We start from the raw sequence: 14724 nt of genomic DNA, 5'->3' as shown, positions 1-14724 counted from the left end.
CCTTCTTACTTCTTGGACGGGGACTTGGGCCGCTGGCCACCCTTGCGCTGCCCGGACTGGGCCTTGCTGCGGGTGCCGGAACCGGGCTTCGGAGTCTGCTTGGGGGGCGCGGGCGCGGCGTCCTGCGGCTCCTCGGACTTGGTCAGCGAGGGCGCCTGCTCGGCGTCCGGCTCGGGAGCGTGCTCGGCGGTCGGCTCGGTCTCGTGCGGCTGCTTCTGCCCCGACTGACGCTGGGACTTGCTCTGTCGCTTGGGCTGCTGACGTCGCGCCGCGGCGGCCGCGATGGGCGTACCGTCCTCGGCCTGTTCGACGGCCTGACTGTCGCTCTTGACCACGTTGCCGTCGGCCTGGGCCGTGAGTCCCGCCTTGCTGAGGGCGTTGATGAACTTCCGCTCGGCCTCGTTGCGCTCGCGGCCCTTGGCGACGATCGCCTTGACGATCACCCGGGCGCCGCGGCTGCGGACCTTGCCGTGGTGCGTGACGTGGCTGGTCAGCCGCTCCAGGTAGGACGCCTGCGCCTTGGAGCCCGGAGTCGGGTTGTTGCGGATGACGTACATCTGCTGACCCATGGTCCACACGTTGGTGGTCAGCCAGTAGATGAGGACACCGACCGGGAAGTTGATGCCGAAGACGGCGAACATGATCGGGAAGACGTACATCAGCATCTTCTGCTGCTGCATGAACGGGGTCTTCACCGAGGTGTCGACGTTCTTCGTCATCAGCTGGCGCTGCGTGTAGAACTGCGACGCCGACATCAGGATGATCATGATGGCGGTGACGACCCGCACGTCGGTGACCGTGGCACCGAGAGCGTGGAGGGTGTCCGCGCTGTCCTTGAACTTCGCCGCGAGCGGGGCGCCGAAGATGTGGGCCTTACGGGCGCTCTCCAGCAGCGAGTCGTTGATGACGCCGATGGTCTTGCCCGACGCGATGCCGTTGAGCACGTGGTACAGGGCGAAGAAGAACGGCGACTGCGCCAGGATGGGAAGGCACGAGGAGAGCGGGTTGGTACCCGACTCCTTGTACAGCTTCATCATCTCTTCGGACTGGCGCTGCTTGTCGTTCTTGTAGCGCTCCTGGATCTTCTTCATCTCCGGCTGGAGCGTCTGCATCGCGCGCGTGGCCTTGATCTGCTTCACGAAGAGCGGGATCAGGCAGATGCGGATCAGGACCACCAGCGACACGATGGACAGGCCCCAGGCCCAACCCGTGTCCGGGCCGAAGATGGACCCGTACACCGAATGGAACTGGACGATGACCCAGGAAACGGGTGTCGTGATGAAGCTGAAGAAGCTTGCGATCGTGTCCACTAATCATGCTCCTTGGGCATGGGACGAGAAGTCTCTGCGGCCGGGCCCGAAGGTGGCTCGGAAGAAAGCTTCGCCTCGGTGGCCGGGTCGGCGGAGTTCCCGCCCTTGCGTGCGCCCCAGGCGTTGCGCAGCATCTCGTGCCACCGCGGACGCTTGCGCGGCGGGACATGGTCCACACCGCCCAGCGACCACGGATTGCAGCGGAGAATGCGCCAGGCCGTGAGTGCTGTTCCCTTGATGGCACCGTGCCGGTCGATGGCCGTGTAGCCGTAGTGGGAGCACGACGGGTAGTACTTGCACACCGGCCCCAGCAGCGGACTGATCGTCCACTGGTACAACTTGATCAGGGCCAGTAGCGGGTACTTCATCGCGTGCCCCCTCCCATCAGCCGCTGTAGGGCGGCGTCCAGGTCTCGGGCCAGCTGTGCGTGGTCCGCGTCGCCCGATCCGGGCAGCGCGCGTACGACTACCAGGCTACCGGGGGGAATCAGAGCGACTCGGTCACGCATCAGGTGACGCAGTCTGCGCTTCACTGTGTTGCGGACGACCGCGTTGCCCACGGCCTTGCTCACGACGAAACCCGCACGCGTCGGGGAAGCGCTCTCCCCAGGCGCGTGCGGGTCCGTGGCACCGCTACGAAGGTGGACGACGAGAGTCGGGCGACCGGCCCGGCGTCCTCGTCGTACCGCGGATGCGAAGTCCTCGCGCCGCCTCAGCCGGTTTTCGAAGGGCAGCACGATGTCATGACCTGATCGGGATCAGGCGGACAGACGGGCGCGACCCTTGCTGCGGCGGGTCGCCAGGATGGCGCGGCCGGCACGGGTACGCATACGCAGCCGGAAGCCGTGGGTCTTCGCGCGACGACGGTTGTTCGGCTGGAAGGTGCGCTTGCTCACTCGGGGGCTCCAGAAGAAATCGGTAGTGGCGGGGTGCCGTCCTGGCTGTCACCGTGCGCCCACGAGTAGCTCGCAACGCGCCCGAGTGCACCGCTTCCCGATCACCTGAAGTGATCTGTGCCCATCGGAGGCAGGCGGCAGCAGCCATCGACAACTCGACCTGGTCACGGTACGCGCGGCTACGCCATCCGGTCAAACCGGCGCCCGTCGGGGGAGACTGTCCACAGGCTGGGGACAACAACTTGAACCCTACCGGCTGCCCTGACTACCGTGGCTGAACTCCGATTCGTTCCCTTGTCCCCGCACGACCGGGATTGCCCGGCCAGTCCGGGCCCGTCCACCTGATTGTCATCCCGACCCATCCCACAACCACACGTTCGTGGGACCTGTGAGAGAGCGTGCCCTGTGGCTGACGTACCTGCCGATCTTGCCGCAGTGTGGCCACGCGTACTGGAGAAACTCCTGGGCGAGGGCCGTGGCCAGGGCGTCGAGACCAAGGACGAGCACTGGATCAGGCGCTGCCAGCCGTTGGCCCTGGTCGCGGACACCGCGCTGCTCGCCGTGCCGAACGAATTCGCCAAGGGCGTACTGGAGGGCCGCCTGGCCCCGGTCGTCAGCGAGACCCTGAGCCGCGAGTGCGGCCGCCCCATCCGGATCGCCATCACCGTGGACGACTCCGTCGGCGGCCCCCCGGCCCCGCAGCAGTCCGCCGACCACGAGCAGCCGGACGCCCATGAGCAGGGCGCCCAGCAGCCGCGCTACGAGGAGCCGGAACTGCCCTCCGGCCCCTACGAGGGCTACGGCCGCCGCCACACCGAGGACCACCAGCTCCCGGGCGACGGACCGGCCGGTCACGGCGAACGCCCGCCGACCGGGCGCGAGGAGCGGATGCCGACGGCCCGCCCCACCTACCCGTCCGAGTACCAGCGCCCCGAGCCCGGCGCGTGGCCGCGCTCCGGCCAGGACGACTACGGCTGGCAGCAGCCCCGCCTCGGCTACCCCGAGCGCGACCCCTACGCCTCCCCGCCCCAGGACTCCTACGGCGCGCCGGACTACCGCGCGCCCGGCCGCGAGCGCCAGGGATACGAGCAGCAGCGCCCCGGCTACGACGCCCCGCGCCGGGAGTACGGCGCGCCCCGCGCCGAGTACGACCAGCGCGACCCGGTCCGCCGCGAGCTGCCCGAGCCGCCGTCCGACAGCGGCCCCGCGCGCCGGGGCGGCGGCGGGACCGGGCGTCCCGAGTTGCCGTCCACCGGCCGCGGCGGCCCCGGCTCGTCGTCCTCCTCGTCCCCGGCCGCCGGGGGTCCTGGCGAGCCGACGGCGCGGCTGAACCCGAAGTACCTCTTCGACACCTTCGTCATCGGCGCGTCCAACCGCTTCGCGCACGCGGCGGCGGTGGCCGTCGCCGAGGCGCCGGCGAAGGCGTACAACCCCCTCTTCATCTATGGGGAGTCGGGACTCGGCAAGACGCACCTGCTGCACGCGATCGGGCACTACGCGCGCAGCCTGTACCCCGGCACGCGCGTGCGGTACGTCAGCTCGGAGGAGTTCACCAACGAGTTCATCAACTCCATCCGCGACGGCAAGGGCGACAGCTTCCGCAAGCGGTACCGGGAGATGGACATCCTGCTCGTCGACGACATCCAGTTCCTCGCGGACAAGGAGTCGACGCAGGAGGAGTTCTTCCACACCTTCAACACGCTGCACAACGCCAACAAGCAGATCGTGCTGTCCTCCGACCGGCCGCCCAAGCAGCTGGTCACGCTGGAGGACCGGCTGCGCAACCGTTTCGAGTGGGGCCTGATCACCGACGTCCAGCCGCCCGAGCTGGAGACGCGGATCGCGATCCTGCGCAAGAAGGCGGTGCAGGAGCAGCTCAACGCCCCGCCGGAGGTGCTGGAGTTCATCGCCTCCCGGATCTCGCGGAACATCCGTGAGCTGGAGGGCGCGCTGATCCGGGTGACGGCGTTCGCCTCGCTCAACCGGCAGCCGGTGGACCTGGGGCTCACCGAGATCGTCCTGAAGGACCTGATCCCCGGCGGCGAGGACTCCGCCCCGGAGATCACGGCCCCGGCCATCATGGGGGCCACCGCGGACTACTTCGGGCTCACCGTGGACGACCTGTGCGGCACCTCGCGCGGCCGCGCGCTGGTCACCGCCCGGCAGATCGCCATGTACCTGTGCCGCGAGCTGACCGACCTGTCGCTGCCGAAGATCGGCGCCCAGTTCGGCGGCCGGGATCACACCACCGTCATGCACGCGGACCGCAAGATCCGGGCGCTGATGGCCGAACGGCGCTCGATCTACAACCAGGTGACCGAGCTGACGAACCGCATCAAGAACGGCTGACGTCGGCCGCGTACGAGCCTGAGGGCGCTCCGGGAGGTCTCCGGGGCGCCCTTCGCCGTTCCTGCGGGAAGCGTCCGCGGGAGAGACGGTCGGGGATCGCCCGCCGGGCCGGATACGCGGTGGAGGACGCCCGCGGATGCCCTGGGGTGCCGTCGGACCCACCGCGTCTCCTCGGTGGCCGCCGCTCGCCCGCGCGTCGCCCGCCGATCCGCGGAGCCAACCTGCTCCGGCCCGCCCCGCAGGGAACCGGCCAGGGACCGGCTGTTCCCGGAGCCCGCCTCGGAGCACCCCGCCCGTACCTCCATACAAGGCCCCCAGACCTCCGCCCGACCCCTCGATCCGAGCCCCTCAAGCCCTCCGCGGGCCTTCCGCGGCCCCTCCCCGCCCCCAACCTCCGTGTCCCGCCAGCAACCTTGTGTTCGATTCGCCGCCGGGTTACGGCCTCCCTCCACAGATTTCCCGACTTTCTTCCGCCCACAGGCTGGGGACTGAGAAGTTGTCCCAAGCTGCGTCCACAGGGAGCCTGGGCGTAGGACGTCTGCCCAGCTCAGAGGGCTGTGGATTCGTGGACAACGTTACGCACAGGGTGTGGACAAGCACTCCGTCCACACCCTGTGCGTAACGTTGTCCACGGCTCGGCCCACAGGTTGGGGGCGGTTGTCCCCAGCGGAAGCCAGCTTCTCCACATCACTGTCCACTGTTCGGCAACGCGACGGGCGCCGTCACTGCGTCGAGTGAAAGCCGTCACACGAAGCTGCCGACAGACCCTGTGGGAAACGTCGCCAAACCTGGGGACGCAGCTGGGGAGAACTCGCCCTGTCCTGGGGACGGTGTGTGCAGAACTTTCTGTTCTCCACAGAGGGGCCGGGTTTTCCACCGGCTCCGCCCACAGGGGCAGTGGATAAAATTTGGGGTCTGACCTGCGAAAACGAGGTTATCCACGGTATCCACAGCCCCTACTACTACTTCCAACTAGAGAGAGCTGGGAATCCGTTTCGAAGCGGGGCCTGTGCACAACTCGCTGTTTCGAGCCCGGCTGCCGCTCGGACCGACTTGACCCCGACCGGCACCCGCTGTCAGCGCAGTGCGTCAGACTGGTCACCGGTGTCCTTCCCCCGGCAATGGGCGGCGACACCGAGTCGGAGGACTCAGACGCAACAGCAGGAGGCGGCTTACGGTGAAGATCCGGGTTGAACGCGACGTACTCGCGGAGGCAGTGGCGTGGGCGGCACGCAGCCTTCCGGCCCGTCCGCCGGCTCCTGTCCTCGCCGGCCTGCTGCTGAAGGCCGAGGAGGGCCAGCTGAGCCTGTCGGGCTTCGACTACGAGGTCTCCGCCCGGGTGGGCGTCGAGGCCGAGGTCGAGGAGGAGGGCACCGTCCTGGTGTCCGGCCGGCTGCTCGCCGACATCTGCCGCGCGCTGCCCAACCGCCCGGTGGAGATCTCCACAGACGGTGTACGGGCGACCGTGGTCTGCGGCTCCTCCCGCTTCACCCTCCACACCCTGCCGGTGGAGGAGTACCCGGCGCTGCCGCAGATGCCGACCGCCACGGGCACCGTCCCCGGCGAGGTCTTCGCGGCCGCCGCGTCCCAGGTGGCCATCGCCGCCGGGCGCGACGACACGCTGCCCGTCCTCACTGGTGTGCGCATCGAGATCGAGGGCGACACCGTCACCCTGGCCTCCACCGACCGGTACCGCTTCGCGGTCCGCGAGTTCCTGTGGAAGCCGGAGAACCCGGACGCCTCCGCGGTCGCCCTGGTCCCGGCCAAGACGCTCCTGGACACCGCCAAGTCGCTCGGCGCCGGTGACAGCGTCACCCTGGCGCTCTCCGGCTCCGGTTCCGGCGAGGGCCTGATCGGCTTCGAGGGCGCGGGCCGCCGCACCACCACGCGGCTGCTCGAGGGCGACCTGCCGAAGTACCGCACGCTGTTCCCGACGGAGTTCAACTCGGTCGCCGTGATCGAGACCGCCCCCTTCGTGGAGGCCGTCAAGCGCGTCGCCCTGGTCGCCGAGCGGAACACCCCGGTGCGGCTGAGCTTCGAGCAGGGCGTGCTGATCCTGGAGGCCGGTTCCAGCGACGACGCACAGGCTGTGGAAAGGGTCGACGCACAGCTCGACGGCGACGACATCTCGATCGCCTTCAACCCGACCTTCCTGCTGGACGGCCTGAGCGCCATCGACTCGCCCGTCGCCCAGCTGTCGTTCACCACCTCCACCAAGCCCGCGCTGCTCAGCGGCAAGCCCGCGCTGGACGCGGAGGCGGACGACGCCTACAAGTACCTGATCATGCCGGTGCGGCTGAGCGGCTGAGTCGGGCTCTCCGGCAAAAGCCCAGGTGAGGGCGTACGTATGAGCGCGTATGCCCACAGCTGTGCGGGACGGGCCGCCGTTAGGCTCGGTGCCGGGCACCCACGTGCCCGGCACGCCACACAGCGACCTAAGGAACAACTGATGGAGCTCGGTCTCGTCGGCCTCGGCAAGATGGGCGGCAACATGCGCGAGCGCATCCGCCGCGCAGGCCACACCGTCATCGGATACGACCGCAACGCGGACCTCGCGGACGTCCACAGCCTCGAAGAGCTGGTGGGCAAGCTCAGCGCCCCGCGCGTGGTCTGGGTGATGGTCCCGGCGGGCGAGGCGACGCAGGCGACCGTCGACCAGCTGGGCGAGCTGCTGGAGCCCGGCGACGTGGTCGTGGACGGCGGCAACTCCCGCTGGACGGACGACGAGAAGCACGCCGAGGAGCTCGCGGCCAAGGGCATAGGCTTCGTCGACTGCGGCGTCTCCGGCGGTGTCCACGGCCTCGCCAACGGCTACGCGCTGATGTACGGCGGTGCCGAGGAGAACGTCGCCAAGGTGCGCCCGGTCTTCGACGCGCTGAAGCCCGAGGGCGACTTCGGCTCCGTACACGCCGGCAAGGTCGGCGCGGGCCACTTCTCCAAGATGGTCCACAACGGCATCGAGTACGCCATGATGCAGGCGTACGCCGAGGGCTGGGAGCTGCTGGAGAAGGTCGACTCCGTGGAGAACGTCCGCGAGATCTTCCGCTCCTGGCAGGAGGGCACGGTCATCCGTTCCTGGCTGCTCGACCTCGCGGTCAACGCCCTGGACGACGACGAGCACCTGGACGGCCTCCGCGGTTACGCCCAGGACTCCGGTGAGGGACGCTGGACGGTGGAGGCCGCGATCGACAACGCGGTGCCGCTGCCCGCGATCACCGCGTCGCTGTTCGCGCGGTTCGCCTCGCGGCAGGACGACTCGCCGCAGATGAAGATGATCGCCGCGCTGCGCAACCAGTTCGGCGGCCACGCGGTGGAGAAGAAGCCGTAAGCACGCAGAAGAAGTGGTCCACAGGGTCGCGTCCGCGATCCACATGCTGTTGAGGGAGGTCGGCGAACGACCATGCACGTCACGCATCTTTCGCTGGCCGACTTCCGCTCGTACGCCCGGGCCGAGGTTCCGCTCGGCTCGGGCGTCACCGCCTTCGTCGGCCCCAACGGGCAGGGCAAGACCAACCTCGTCGAGGCCGTCGGCTATCTGGCCACCCTTGGCAGCCACCGGGTCTCCGCCGACGCCCCCCTGGTCCGCATGGGCGCCGAGCGCGCCGTCGTCCGGGCGCAGGTCCGCCAGGGCGAGCGGCAGCAGCTGGTCGAGCTGGAGCTGAACCCCGGCCGCGCCAACCGGGCCCGGATCAACCGGTCCGCGCAGGTCAGGCCGCGGGACGTGCTGGGCATCGTGCGGACCGTGCTGTTCGCGCCCGAGGACCTGGCGCTGATCAAGGGCGACCCCGGTGAGCGGCGCCGCTTCCTGGACGAGCTGATCACCGCGCGCTCCCCGCGCATGGCGGGCGTCCGCTCCGACTACGAGCGGGTGCTCAAGCAGCGCAACACCCTGCTGAAGTCGGCGGCCCTCGCGCGTCGGCACGGCGGCCGCACCATGGACCTCTCCACGCTCGACGTGTGGGACCAGCACCTCGCGCGCGCGGGCGCCGAGCTGCTGGCGCAGCGCCTGGACCTGATCGGGGTGCTCCAGCCGCTCGCCGACAAGGCGTACGAGCAGCTGGCCCCCGGCGGCGGCCCCGTCGCGCTGGACTACAAGTCCTCCGCGCCCGGCACCGCGCACACCCGCGAGGAACTGGCCGAGCAACTGCTGGCGGCGCTCGCCGAGGCGCGTAAGCAGGAGATCGAGCGGGGCGTGACCCTGGTCGGCCCGCACCGCGACGACCTGGTGCTCCGGCTCGGCCGCCTCCCCGCCAAGGGCTACGCCTCGCACGGCGAGTCCTGGTCCTACGCGCTCGCGCTGCGCCTGGCCTCGTACGACCTGCTGCGGGACGAGGGCAACGAGCCGGTGCTGATCCTGGACGACGTCTTCGCCGAGCTGGACGCGCGCCGCCGGGAGCGGCTGGCCGAGCTGGTGGCGCCCGGCGAGCAGGTGCTCGTGACGGCCGCGGTCGACGACGACGTGCCGCACGTCCTGGCGGGCGCCCGGTACGCGGTCGCCGACGGGACGGTGGAACCGGCATGAGCGCCGGTGAGGGCGGCGAGGACCGCAAGGCGCCGGAGCCGTCCGGTGTCGACCTCGCGCGCGTGGCGCTGCGCGCGGCGAAGGAGCAGGCACGCGCGCGCGGGGACGCGGCGCGGCAGAAGAAGCAGGTGCGGCGCGGTGGCGGTCTGCGCTCGGGGGCGCGGGCGGACGGCCGGGACCCGATGGCGCTGGGCGCGGCGATCAACCGGCTGCTGAACGAGCGCGGCTGGGAGGCCCCGGCGGCGGTCGGCGGCGTGATGGGCCGCTGGCCGCAGATCGTCGGCGAGGACCTGGCGAAGCACTGTGTGCCGCAGCGGTACGACGAGGACGAGCGGGTGCTGTCGGTCTCCTGCGACTCGACGGCGTGGGCGACGCAGCTCCGCCTGCTGGCCCCGACGCTCGTGGCCCGGCTGAACGAGGACCTCGGGCACGGCACGGTCCGCATGATCAAGGTGAACGGTCCGGGCGCCCCGGTGCGCCGTTACGGCCCCCTCAGGGCGCCGGGAAGCGCCGGTCCGGGCGACACCTACGGGTGACGTACCTCACGTCTGACCAGCGGGGCGTGCGAGCACTCCAGGGCCGTACGGGCGTACGGATCGAGGGCCGATCATGGGCGTACCCCCCGATGGACAAGGGCTGACGGCCCGAAGCCCTGAGTGCCGCTGTGAGCCCCTCGCAGCCCCCTTCCCCATATCGGGACCCGGTCGGGGCCGGTTCAGGGCGGCACATGCGGACTCAGGTGCCCGCAAGCCCCCATCATTGTCAGTGCTACCGGTAGACTGGAAGGCGATCCCGCCCCAATCGTGGGGACCGTCCGGGAAAAGCTGAGCAACGCTGATTCAGGGCTTACCAACGCAACATGCCGCAGCCGCTCCGGCAACCCTCCTCCCGGAGGGCGCGCACCCACAAGGAGCGCTCGTGCTGTGCCAGAAAGGGCGCTTCGTGGCCGATTCCGGCAACCCCAACGAGAACATCCCTTCCACCGACGCCGGCGTCGACGGCGAGGCAGCCGTCTCCACCTCCTACGACGCCAGTGCCATCACCGTGCTCGAAGGGCTGGACGCGGTCCGCAAGCGCCCCGGCATGTACATCGGTTCGACCGGTGAGCGCGGTCTGCACCACCTGGTGTACGAGGTCGTCGACAACTCCGTCGACGAGGCGCTGGCCGGTCACGCGGACACCATCGACGTGACGATCCTGCCCGACGGCGGGGTCCGTGTGGTGGACAACGGCCGAGGCATCCCGGTCGGCATCGTGGCCTCCGAGGGCAAGCCCGCCCTGGAGGTCGTGCTGACCGTGCTGCACGCGGGCGGCAAGTTCGGCGGAGGCGGTTACGCCGTCTCCGGCGGTCTGCACGGTGTGGGCGTGTCCGTGGTGAACGCGCTGTCCATGAAGGTCGCCGTCGAGGTGAGGACGGACGGCTACCGCTGGACGCAGGACTACAAGATGGGCGTTCCCACGGCGCCGCTGGTGAAGAACGAGGCGACCGAGGAGACCGGCACGTCGGTCACCTTCTGGGCCGACCCGGAGATCTTCGAGACCACGGAGTACTCCTTCGAGACGCTGTCGCGGCGTTTCCAGGAGATGGCGTTCCTGAACAAGGGCCTGACGATCAGGCTCACGGACGAGCGTGAGTCGGCGAAGGCCACGAGCGGCGCGGACGAGGCGGGCGCGGACGAGAAGGCCGAGGTCAAGTCGGTCACGTACCGCTATGACGGCGGCATCGTCGACTTCGTGACGTACCTGAACTCCCGCAAGGGCGAGGTCGTGCACCCGACCGTCGTCTCGCTGGAGGCCGAGGACAAGGACAAGAGCCTGTCCCTCGAGGTCGCCATGCAGTGGAACGGCGGATACAGCGAGGGTGTCTACTCCTTCGCCAACATCATCCACACCCACGAGGGCGGCACCCACGAAGAGGGCTTCCGGGCCGCGCTGACCTCCCTGATCAACAAGTACGCGCGCGACAAGAAGCTGCTGCGCGAGCGGGACGACAACCTCACCGGTGACGACATCCGCGAGGGTCTGACCGCGATCATCTCGGTCAAGCTGAGCGAGCCGCAGTTCGAGGGCCAGACGAAGACCAAGCTGGGCAACACGGAGGCCAAGACCTTCGTGCAGCGCGCGGTCTACGAGCACCTCAACGACTGGCTGGACCGCAACCCGGTCGAGGCGGCGGAGATCATCCGCAAGGGCATCCAGGCGGCCACCGCGCGCGTGGCGGCCCGCAAGGCCCGTGACCTCACCCGGCGCAAGGGCCTGCTGGAGTCCGGCGCGCTGCCGGGCAAGCTGTCCGACTGCCAGTCGAACGACCCGGCCAAGTGCGAGATCTTCATCGTCGAGGGTGACTCCGCCGGCGGTTCGGCCAAGTCGGGCCGCAACCCCGAGTACCAGGCGATCCTTCCGATCCGAGGCAAGATCCTCAACGTCGAGAAGGCGCGGATCGACAAGATCCTGCAGAACCAGGAGATCCAGGCGCTGATCTCCGCCTTCGGCACGGGTGTGCACGAGGACTTCGACATCGCCAAGCTCCGCTATCACAAGATCATCCTGATGGCGGACGCCGACGTCGACGGCCAGCACATCAACACCCTGCTGCTGACCTTCCTGTTCCGCTTCATGCGGCCCCTGATCGAGGCCGGGCACGTCTACCTGTCGCGTCCGCCGCTGTACAAGATCAAGTGGGGCCGGGACGACTTCGAGTACGCGTACTCCGACCGCGAGCGGGACGCCCTGCTGGAGATCGGCCGTCAGCGTGGCAAGCGGGTCCGCGAGGACTCGATCCAGCGCTTCAAGGGCCTCGGTGAGATGAACGCCGAGGAGCTGCGGGTGACCACGATGGACGTCGACCTCCGGGTCCTCGGCCAGGTCACCCTCGACGACGCCGCCCAGGCCGACGACCTGTTCTCGGTCCTGATGGGCGAGGACGTCGAAGCCCGCCGCCAGTTCATCCAGCGCAATGCCAAGGACGTCCGCTTCCTCGACATCTGAGTCGGTCCCGGCTGACCGCACCAGGAAGGATCTTCACCAGCAATGACCGACGAGACCCCGAACATCGTGCCCGAACCGGTGACGCCGGTGGAGGAGCCGGGCGACGCCCTCACCCTCCGGATCGAACCGGTGGGCCTCGACGCCGAGATGCAGCGCTCCTACCTCGACTACGCGATGTCCGTCATCGTGTCGCGCGCGCTGCCCGACGTCCGGGACGGCCTCAAGCCCGTCCACCGCCGTGTGCTGTACGCGATGTACGACGGCGGCTACCGCCCCGACCGCGGCTTCTACAAGTGCGCCCGCGTCGTCGGCGACGTCATGGGTAACTACCACCCCCACGGCGACAGCTCGATCTACGACGCCCTGGTCCGCCTCGCCCAGCCCTGGGCGATGCGCATGCCGCTTGTCGACTCCAACGGCAACTTCGGCTCGCCGGGCAACGACCCCGCGGCCGCCATGCGGTACACCGAGTGCAAGCTGGCGCACCTCTCCATGGAGATGGTCCGCGACATCGACGAGGACACCGTCGATTTCAAGGACAACTACGACGGCCGCTCCCAGGAGCCGACCGTCCTGCCCGCCCGCTTCCCCAACCTGCTGATCAACGGCTCGGCCGGTATCGCGGTCGGCATGGCGACCAACATCCCGCCGCACAACCTCCGTGAGGTCGCGGCGGGCGCCCAGTGGCACCTGGAGCACCCGGAGGCGTCGCAGGAGGAGCTGCTGGACGCCCTCATCGAGCGCATCAAGGGCCCGGACTTCCCGACCGGCGCGCTGGTCGTGGGCCGCAAGGGCATCGAGGAGGCGTACCGCACCGGGCGCGGCTCCATCACGATGCGCGCGGTGGTCGAGGTCGAGGAGATCCAGAACCGGCAGTGCCTGGTCGTCACCGAGCTGCCGTACCAGGTGAACCCGGACAACCTGGCGCAGAAGATCGCCGACCTGGTGAAGGACGGCAAGATCGGCGGCATCGCCGACGTCCGCGACGAGACCTCCTCCCGCACCGGTCAGCGTCTGGTGATCGTCCTCAAGCGGGACGCGGTCGCCAAGGTCGTGCTGAACAACCTGTACAAGCACACCGAGCTGCAGACGAACTTCGGCGCCAACATGCTGGCCCTGGTCGACGGCGTGCCGCGCACCCTGTCGCTGGACGCGTTCATCCGGCACTGGGTGACGCACCAGATCGAGGTCATCGTCCGCCGGACCCGCTTCCGGCTGCGCAAGGCCGAGGAGCGCGCGCACATCCTGCGCGGTCTGCTGAAGGCCCTGGACGCCATCGACGAGGTCATCGCGCTGATCCGGCGCAGTGAGACCGTCGAGATCGCCCGCGCCGGCCTGATGGACCTCCTCGCCATCGACGAGATCCAGGCCAACGCCATCCTCGAGATGCAGCTGCGCCGTCTGGCCGCCCTGGAGCGCCAGAAGATCGTCCAGGAGCACGACGAGCTCCAGGCGAAGATCAACGAGTACAACCGCATCCTCGCCTCCGAGGAGCTGCAGCGGCAGATCGTCCATGACGAGCTGGCCACCATCGTCGAGCGGTTCGGCGACGACCGGCGCAGCACGCTGGTGCCCTACGACGGCGACATGTCCATCGAGGACCTGATCGCCGAGGAGGACATCGTCGTCACCGTCACGCGCGGCGGTTACATCAAGCGCACCAAGACGGACGACTACCGGGCGCAGAAGCGCGGCGGGAAGGGGGTGCGGGGCGCGAAGCTGAAGGAGGACGACATCGTCGACCACTTCTTCGTCTCCACCACGCACCACTGGCTGCTGTTCTTCACCAACAAGGGCCGGGTCTACCGGGCCAAGGCGTACGAGCTGCCCGACGCGGGCCGGGACGCGCGCGGCCAGCACGTGGCCAACCTGCTCGCCTTCCAGCCGGACGAGGCGATCGCGGAGATCCTCGCGATCCGGGACTACGAGGCGGTGCCGTACCTGGTGCTCGCCACGAAGGCCGGTCTGGTGAAGAAGACCCCGCTGAAGGACTACGACTCGCCGCGCTCCGGCGGTGTCATCGCCATCAACCTGCGGGCGCGCGAGAACGGCACGGACGACGAGCTGATCGGCGCCGAGCTGGTCTCCGCGGACGACGACCTGCTCCTCGTCAGCCGGAAGGCGCAGTCCATCAGGTTCACCGCCTCGGACGACACGCTGCGTCCGATGGGCCGTGCCACCTCCGGTGTGAAGGGCATGAGCTTCCGCGAGGGCGACGAGCTGCTCTCGATGAACGTGGTGCGACCGGGTACGTTCGTCTTCACCGCGACGGACGGCGGCTACGCCAAGCGCACGGCCGTGGACGAGTACCGCGTCCAGGGGCGTGGCGGTCTGGGCATCAAGGCTGCCAAGATCGTGGAGGACCGGGGTTCGCTCGTCGGCGCGCTGATCGTCGAGGAGGGTGACGAGATCCTCGCCATCACCCTCTCCGGCGGTGTGATTCGTACGCGCGCCAGCGGAGTCAGGGAGACGGGCCGTGACACCATGGGCGTCCAGCTGATCAACCTGGGCAAGCGAGATGCCGTGGTCGGTATCGCTCGCAACGCCGAAGCGGGGCGTGAGGCGGAGGAGGTCGACGGCGAGATCGTCGTCGACGAGACCGTCGAGGTCATCGAGATCACCGGCACGGACGAGGGTGAGGCACCCTCAGTCGAGTAGCA

Annotated in this window: 11 protein-coding genes; 7 read left to right on the top strand and 4 right to left on the bottom strand. The window is 69.2% G+C overall.

Annotation, left to right across the window (positions count from 1 at the left end; translation table 11 throughout):
- Positions 1-5: 5 nt before the first annotated feature.
- Genes yidC through rpmH form a run of 4 tightly spaced genes read right to left on the bottom strand, consistent with a single transcriptional unit; the run spans position 6 to position 2205 of the window.
- Positions 6-1310, bottom strand: coding sequence for a membrane protein insertase YidC (yidC, locus tag ACIPPM_RS23650; RefSeq protein ID WP_401451117.1), 1305 nt, complete (start codon positions 1308-1310; stop codon positions 6-8).
- Positions 1310-1678, bottom strand: a complete 369-nt coding sequence (gene yidD / locus ACIPPM_RS23645) for a membrane protein insertion efficiency factor YidD (protein ID WP_401451114.1) — start codon at positions 1676-1678, stop codon at positions 1310-1312. Before yidD ends, yidC begins: the two co-directional genes overlap by 1 nt.
- Positions 1675-2046 carry a ribonuclease P protein component gene (rnpA, locus tag ACIPPM_RS23640; protein ID WP_393594288.1) on the bottom strand — a complete coding sequence of 124 codons (372 nt, stop codon included), beginning with the start codon at positions 2044-2046 and terminating at the stop codon, positions 1675-1677. The genes yidD and rnpA overlap by 4 nt, the downstream gene beginning before the upstream one ends.
- Positions 2047-2067: 21 nt before the next feature.
- Positions 2068-2205, bottom strand: coding sequence for a 50S ribosomal protein L34 (rpmH, locus tag ACIPPM_RS23635; RefSeq protein WP_003975051.1), 138 nt, complete (start codon positions 2203-2205; stop codon positions 2068-2070).
- A 405-nt stretch (positions 2206-2610) separates the two neighbouring features.
- Here rpmH and dnaA point away from each other — a divergent pair, with 405 nt between their 5' ends.
- The 7 genes from dnaA to gyrA all read left to right on the top strand — a co-directional run bounded on the left by dnaA (position 2611) and on the right by gyrA (position 14722).
- Positions 2611-4554 (top strand): chromosomal replication initiator protein DnaA, encoded by a 1944-nt coding sequence (dnaA, locus tag ACIPPM_RS23630; protein WP_401451110.1) that lies wholly within the window; start codon positions 2611-2613, stop codon positions 4552-4554.
- 1177 nt (positions 4555-5731) lie between these two features.
- On the top strand, positions 5732-6862 hold the full coding sequence (gene dnaN, locus ACIPPM_RS23625) for a DNA polymerase III subunit beta (protein WP_030806004.1): 1131 nt from the start codon (positions 5732-5734) through the stop codon (positions 6860-6862).
- 138 nt (positions 6863-7000) lie between these two features.
- The gene (gene gnd, locus ACIPPM_RS23620) at positions 7001-7882 is read left to right on the top strand and encodes a phosphogluconate dehydrogenase (NAD(+)-dependent, decarboxylating) (RefSeq protein WP_401451497.1); all 882 of its coding nucleotides are present in this window, start codon (positions 7001-7003) and stop codon (positions 7880-7882) included.
- Positions 7883-7954: 72 nt separating this feature from the next.
- Positions 7955-9076 (top strand): DNA replication/repair protein RecF, encoded by a 1122-nt coding sequence (gene recF, locus ACIPPM_RS23615; RefSeq protein WP_393913253.1) that lies wholly within the window; start codon positions 7955-7957, stop codon positions 9074-9076.
- Complete coding sequence (locus ACIPPM_RS23610) at positions 9073-9612, top strand: DUF721 domain-containing protein (protein ID WP_393594283.1); 540 nt, start codon at positions 9073-9075, stop codon at positions 9610-9612. Before recF ends, ACIPPM_RS23610 begins: the two co-directional genes overlap by 4 nt.
- A 382-nt stretch (positions 9613-9994) precedes the next feature.
- A complete protein-coding gene (gene gyrB, locus ACIPPM_RS23605) occupies positions 9995-12064 on the top strand; it encodes a DNA topoisomerase (ATP-hydrolyzing) subunit B (RefSeq protein ID WP_401451105.1) in 2070 nt (689 codons plus the stop codon).
- 42 nt (positions 12065-12106) lie between these two features.
- The gene (gene gyrA, locus ACIPPM_RS23600; protein ID WP_401451102.1) at positions 12107-14722 is read left to right on the top strand and encodes a DNA gyrase subunit A; all 2616 of its coding nucleotides are present in this window, start codon (positions 12107-12109) and stop codon (positions 14720-14722) included.
- Positions 14723-14724: the final 2 nt, after the last annotated feature.

Source organism: Streptomyces sp. NPDC090119 (genome assembly GCF_044747085.1).
Classification (GTDB): Bacteria; Actinomycetota; Actinomycetes; order Streptomycetales; family Streptomycetaceae; genus Streptomyces.
The sequence above is the reverse complement of the archived record's forward strand: the minus strand, read 5'-3'. Positions and strand labels throughout refer to the sequence as shown.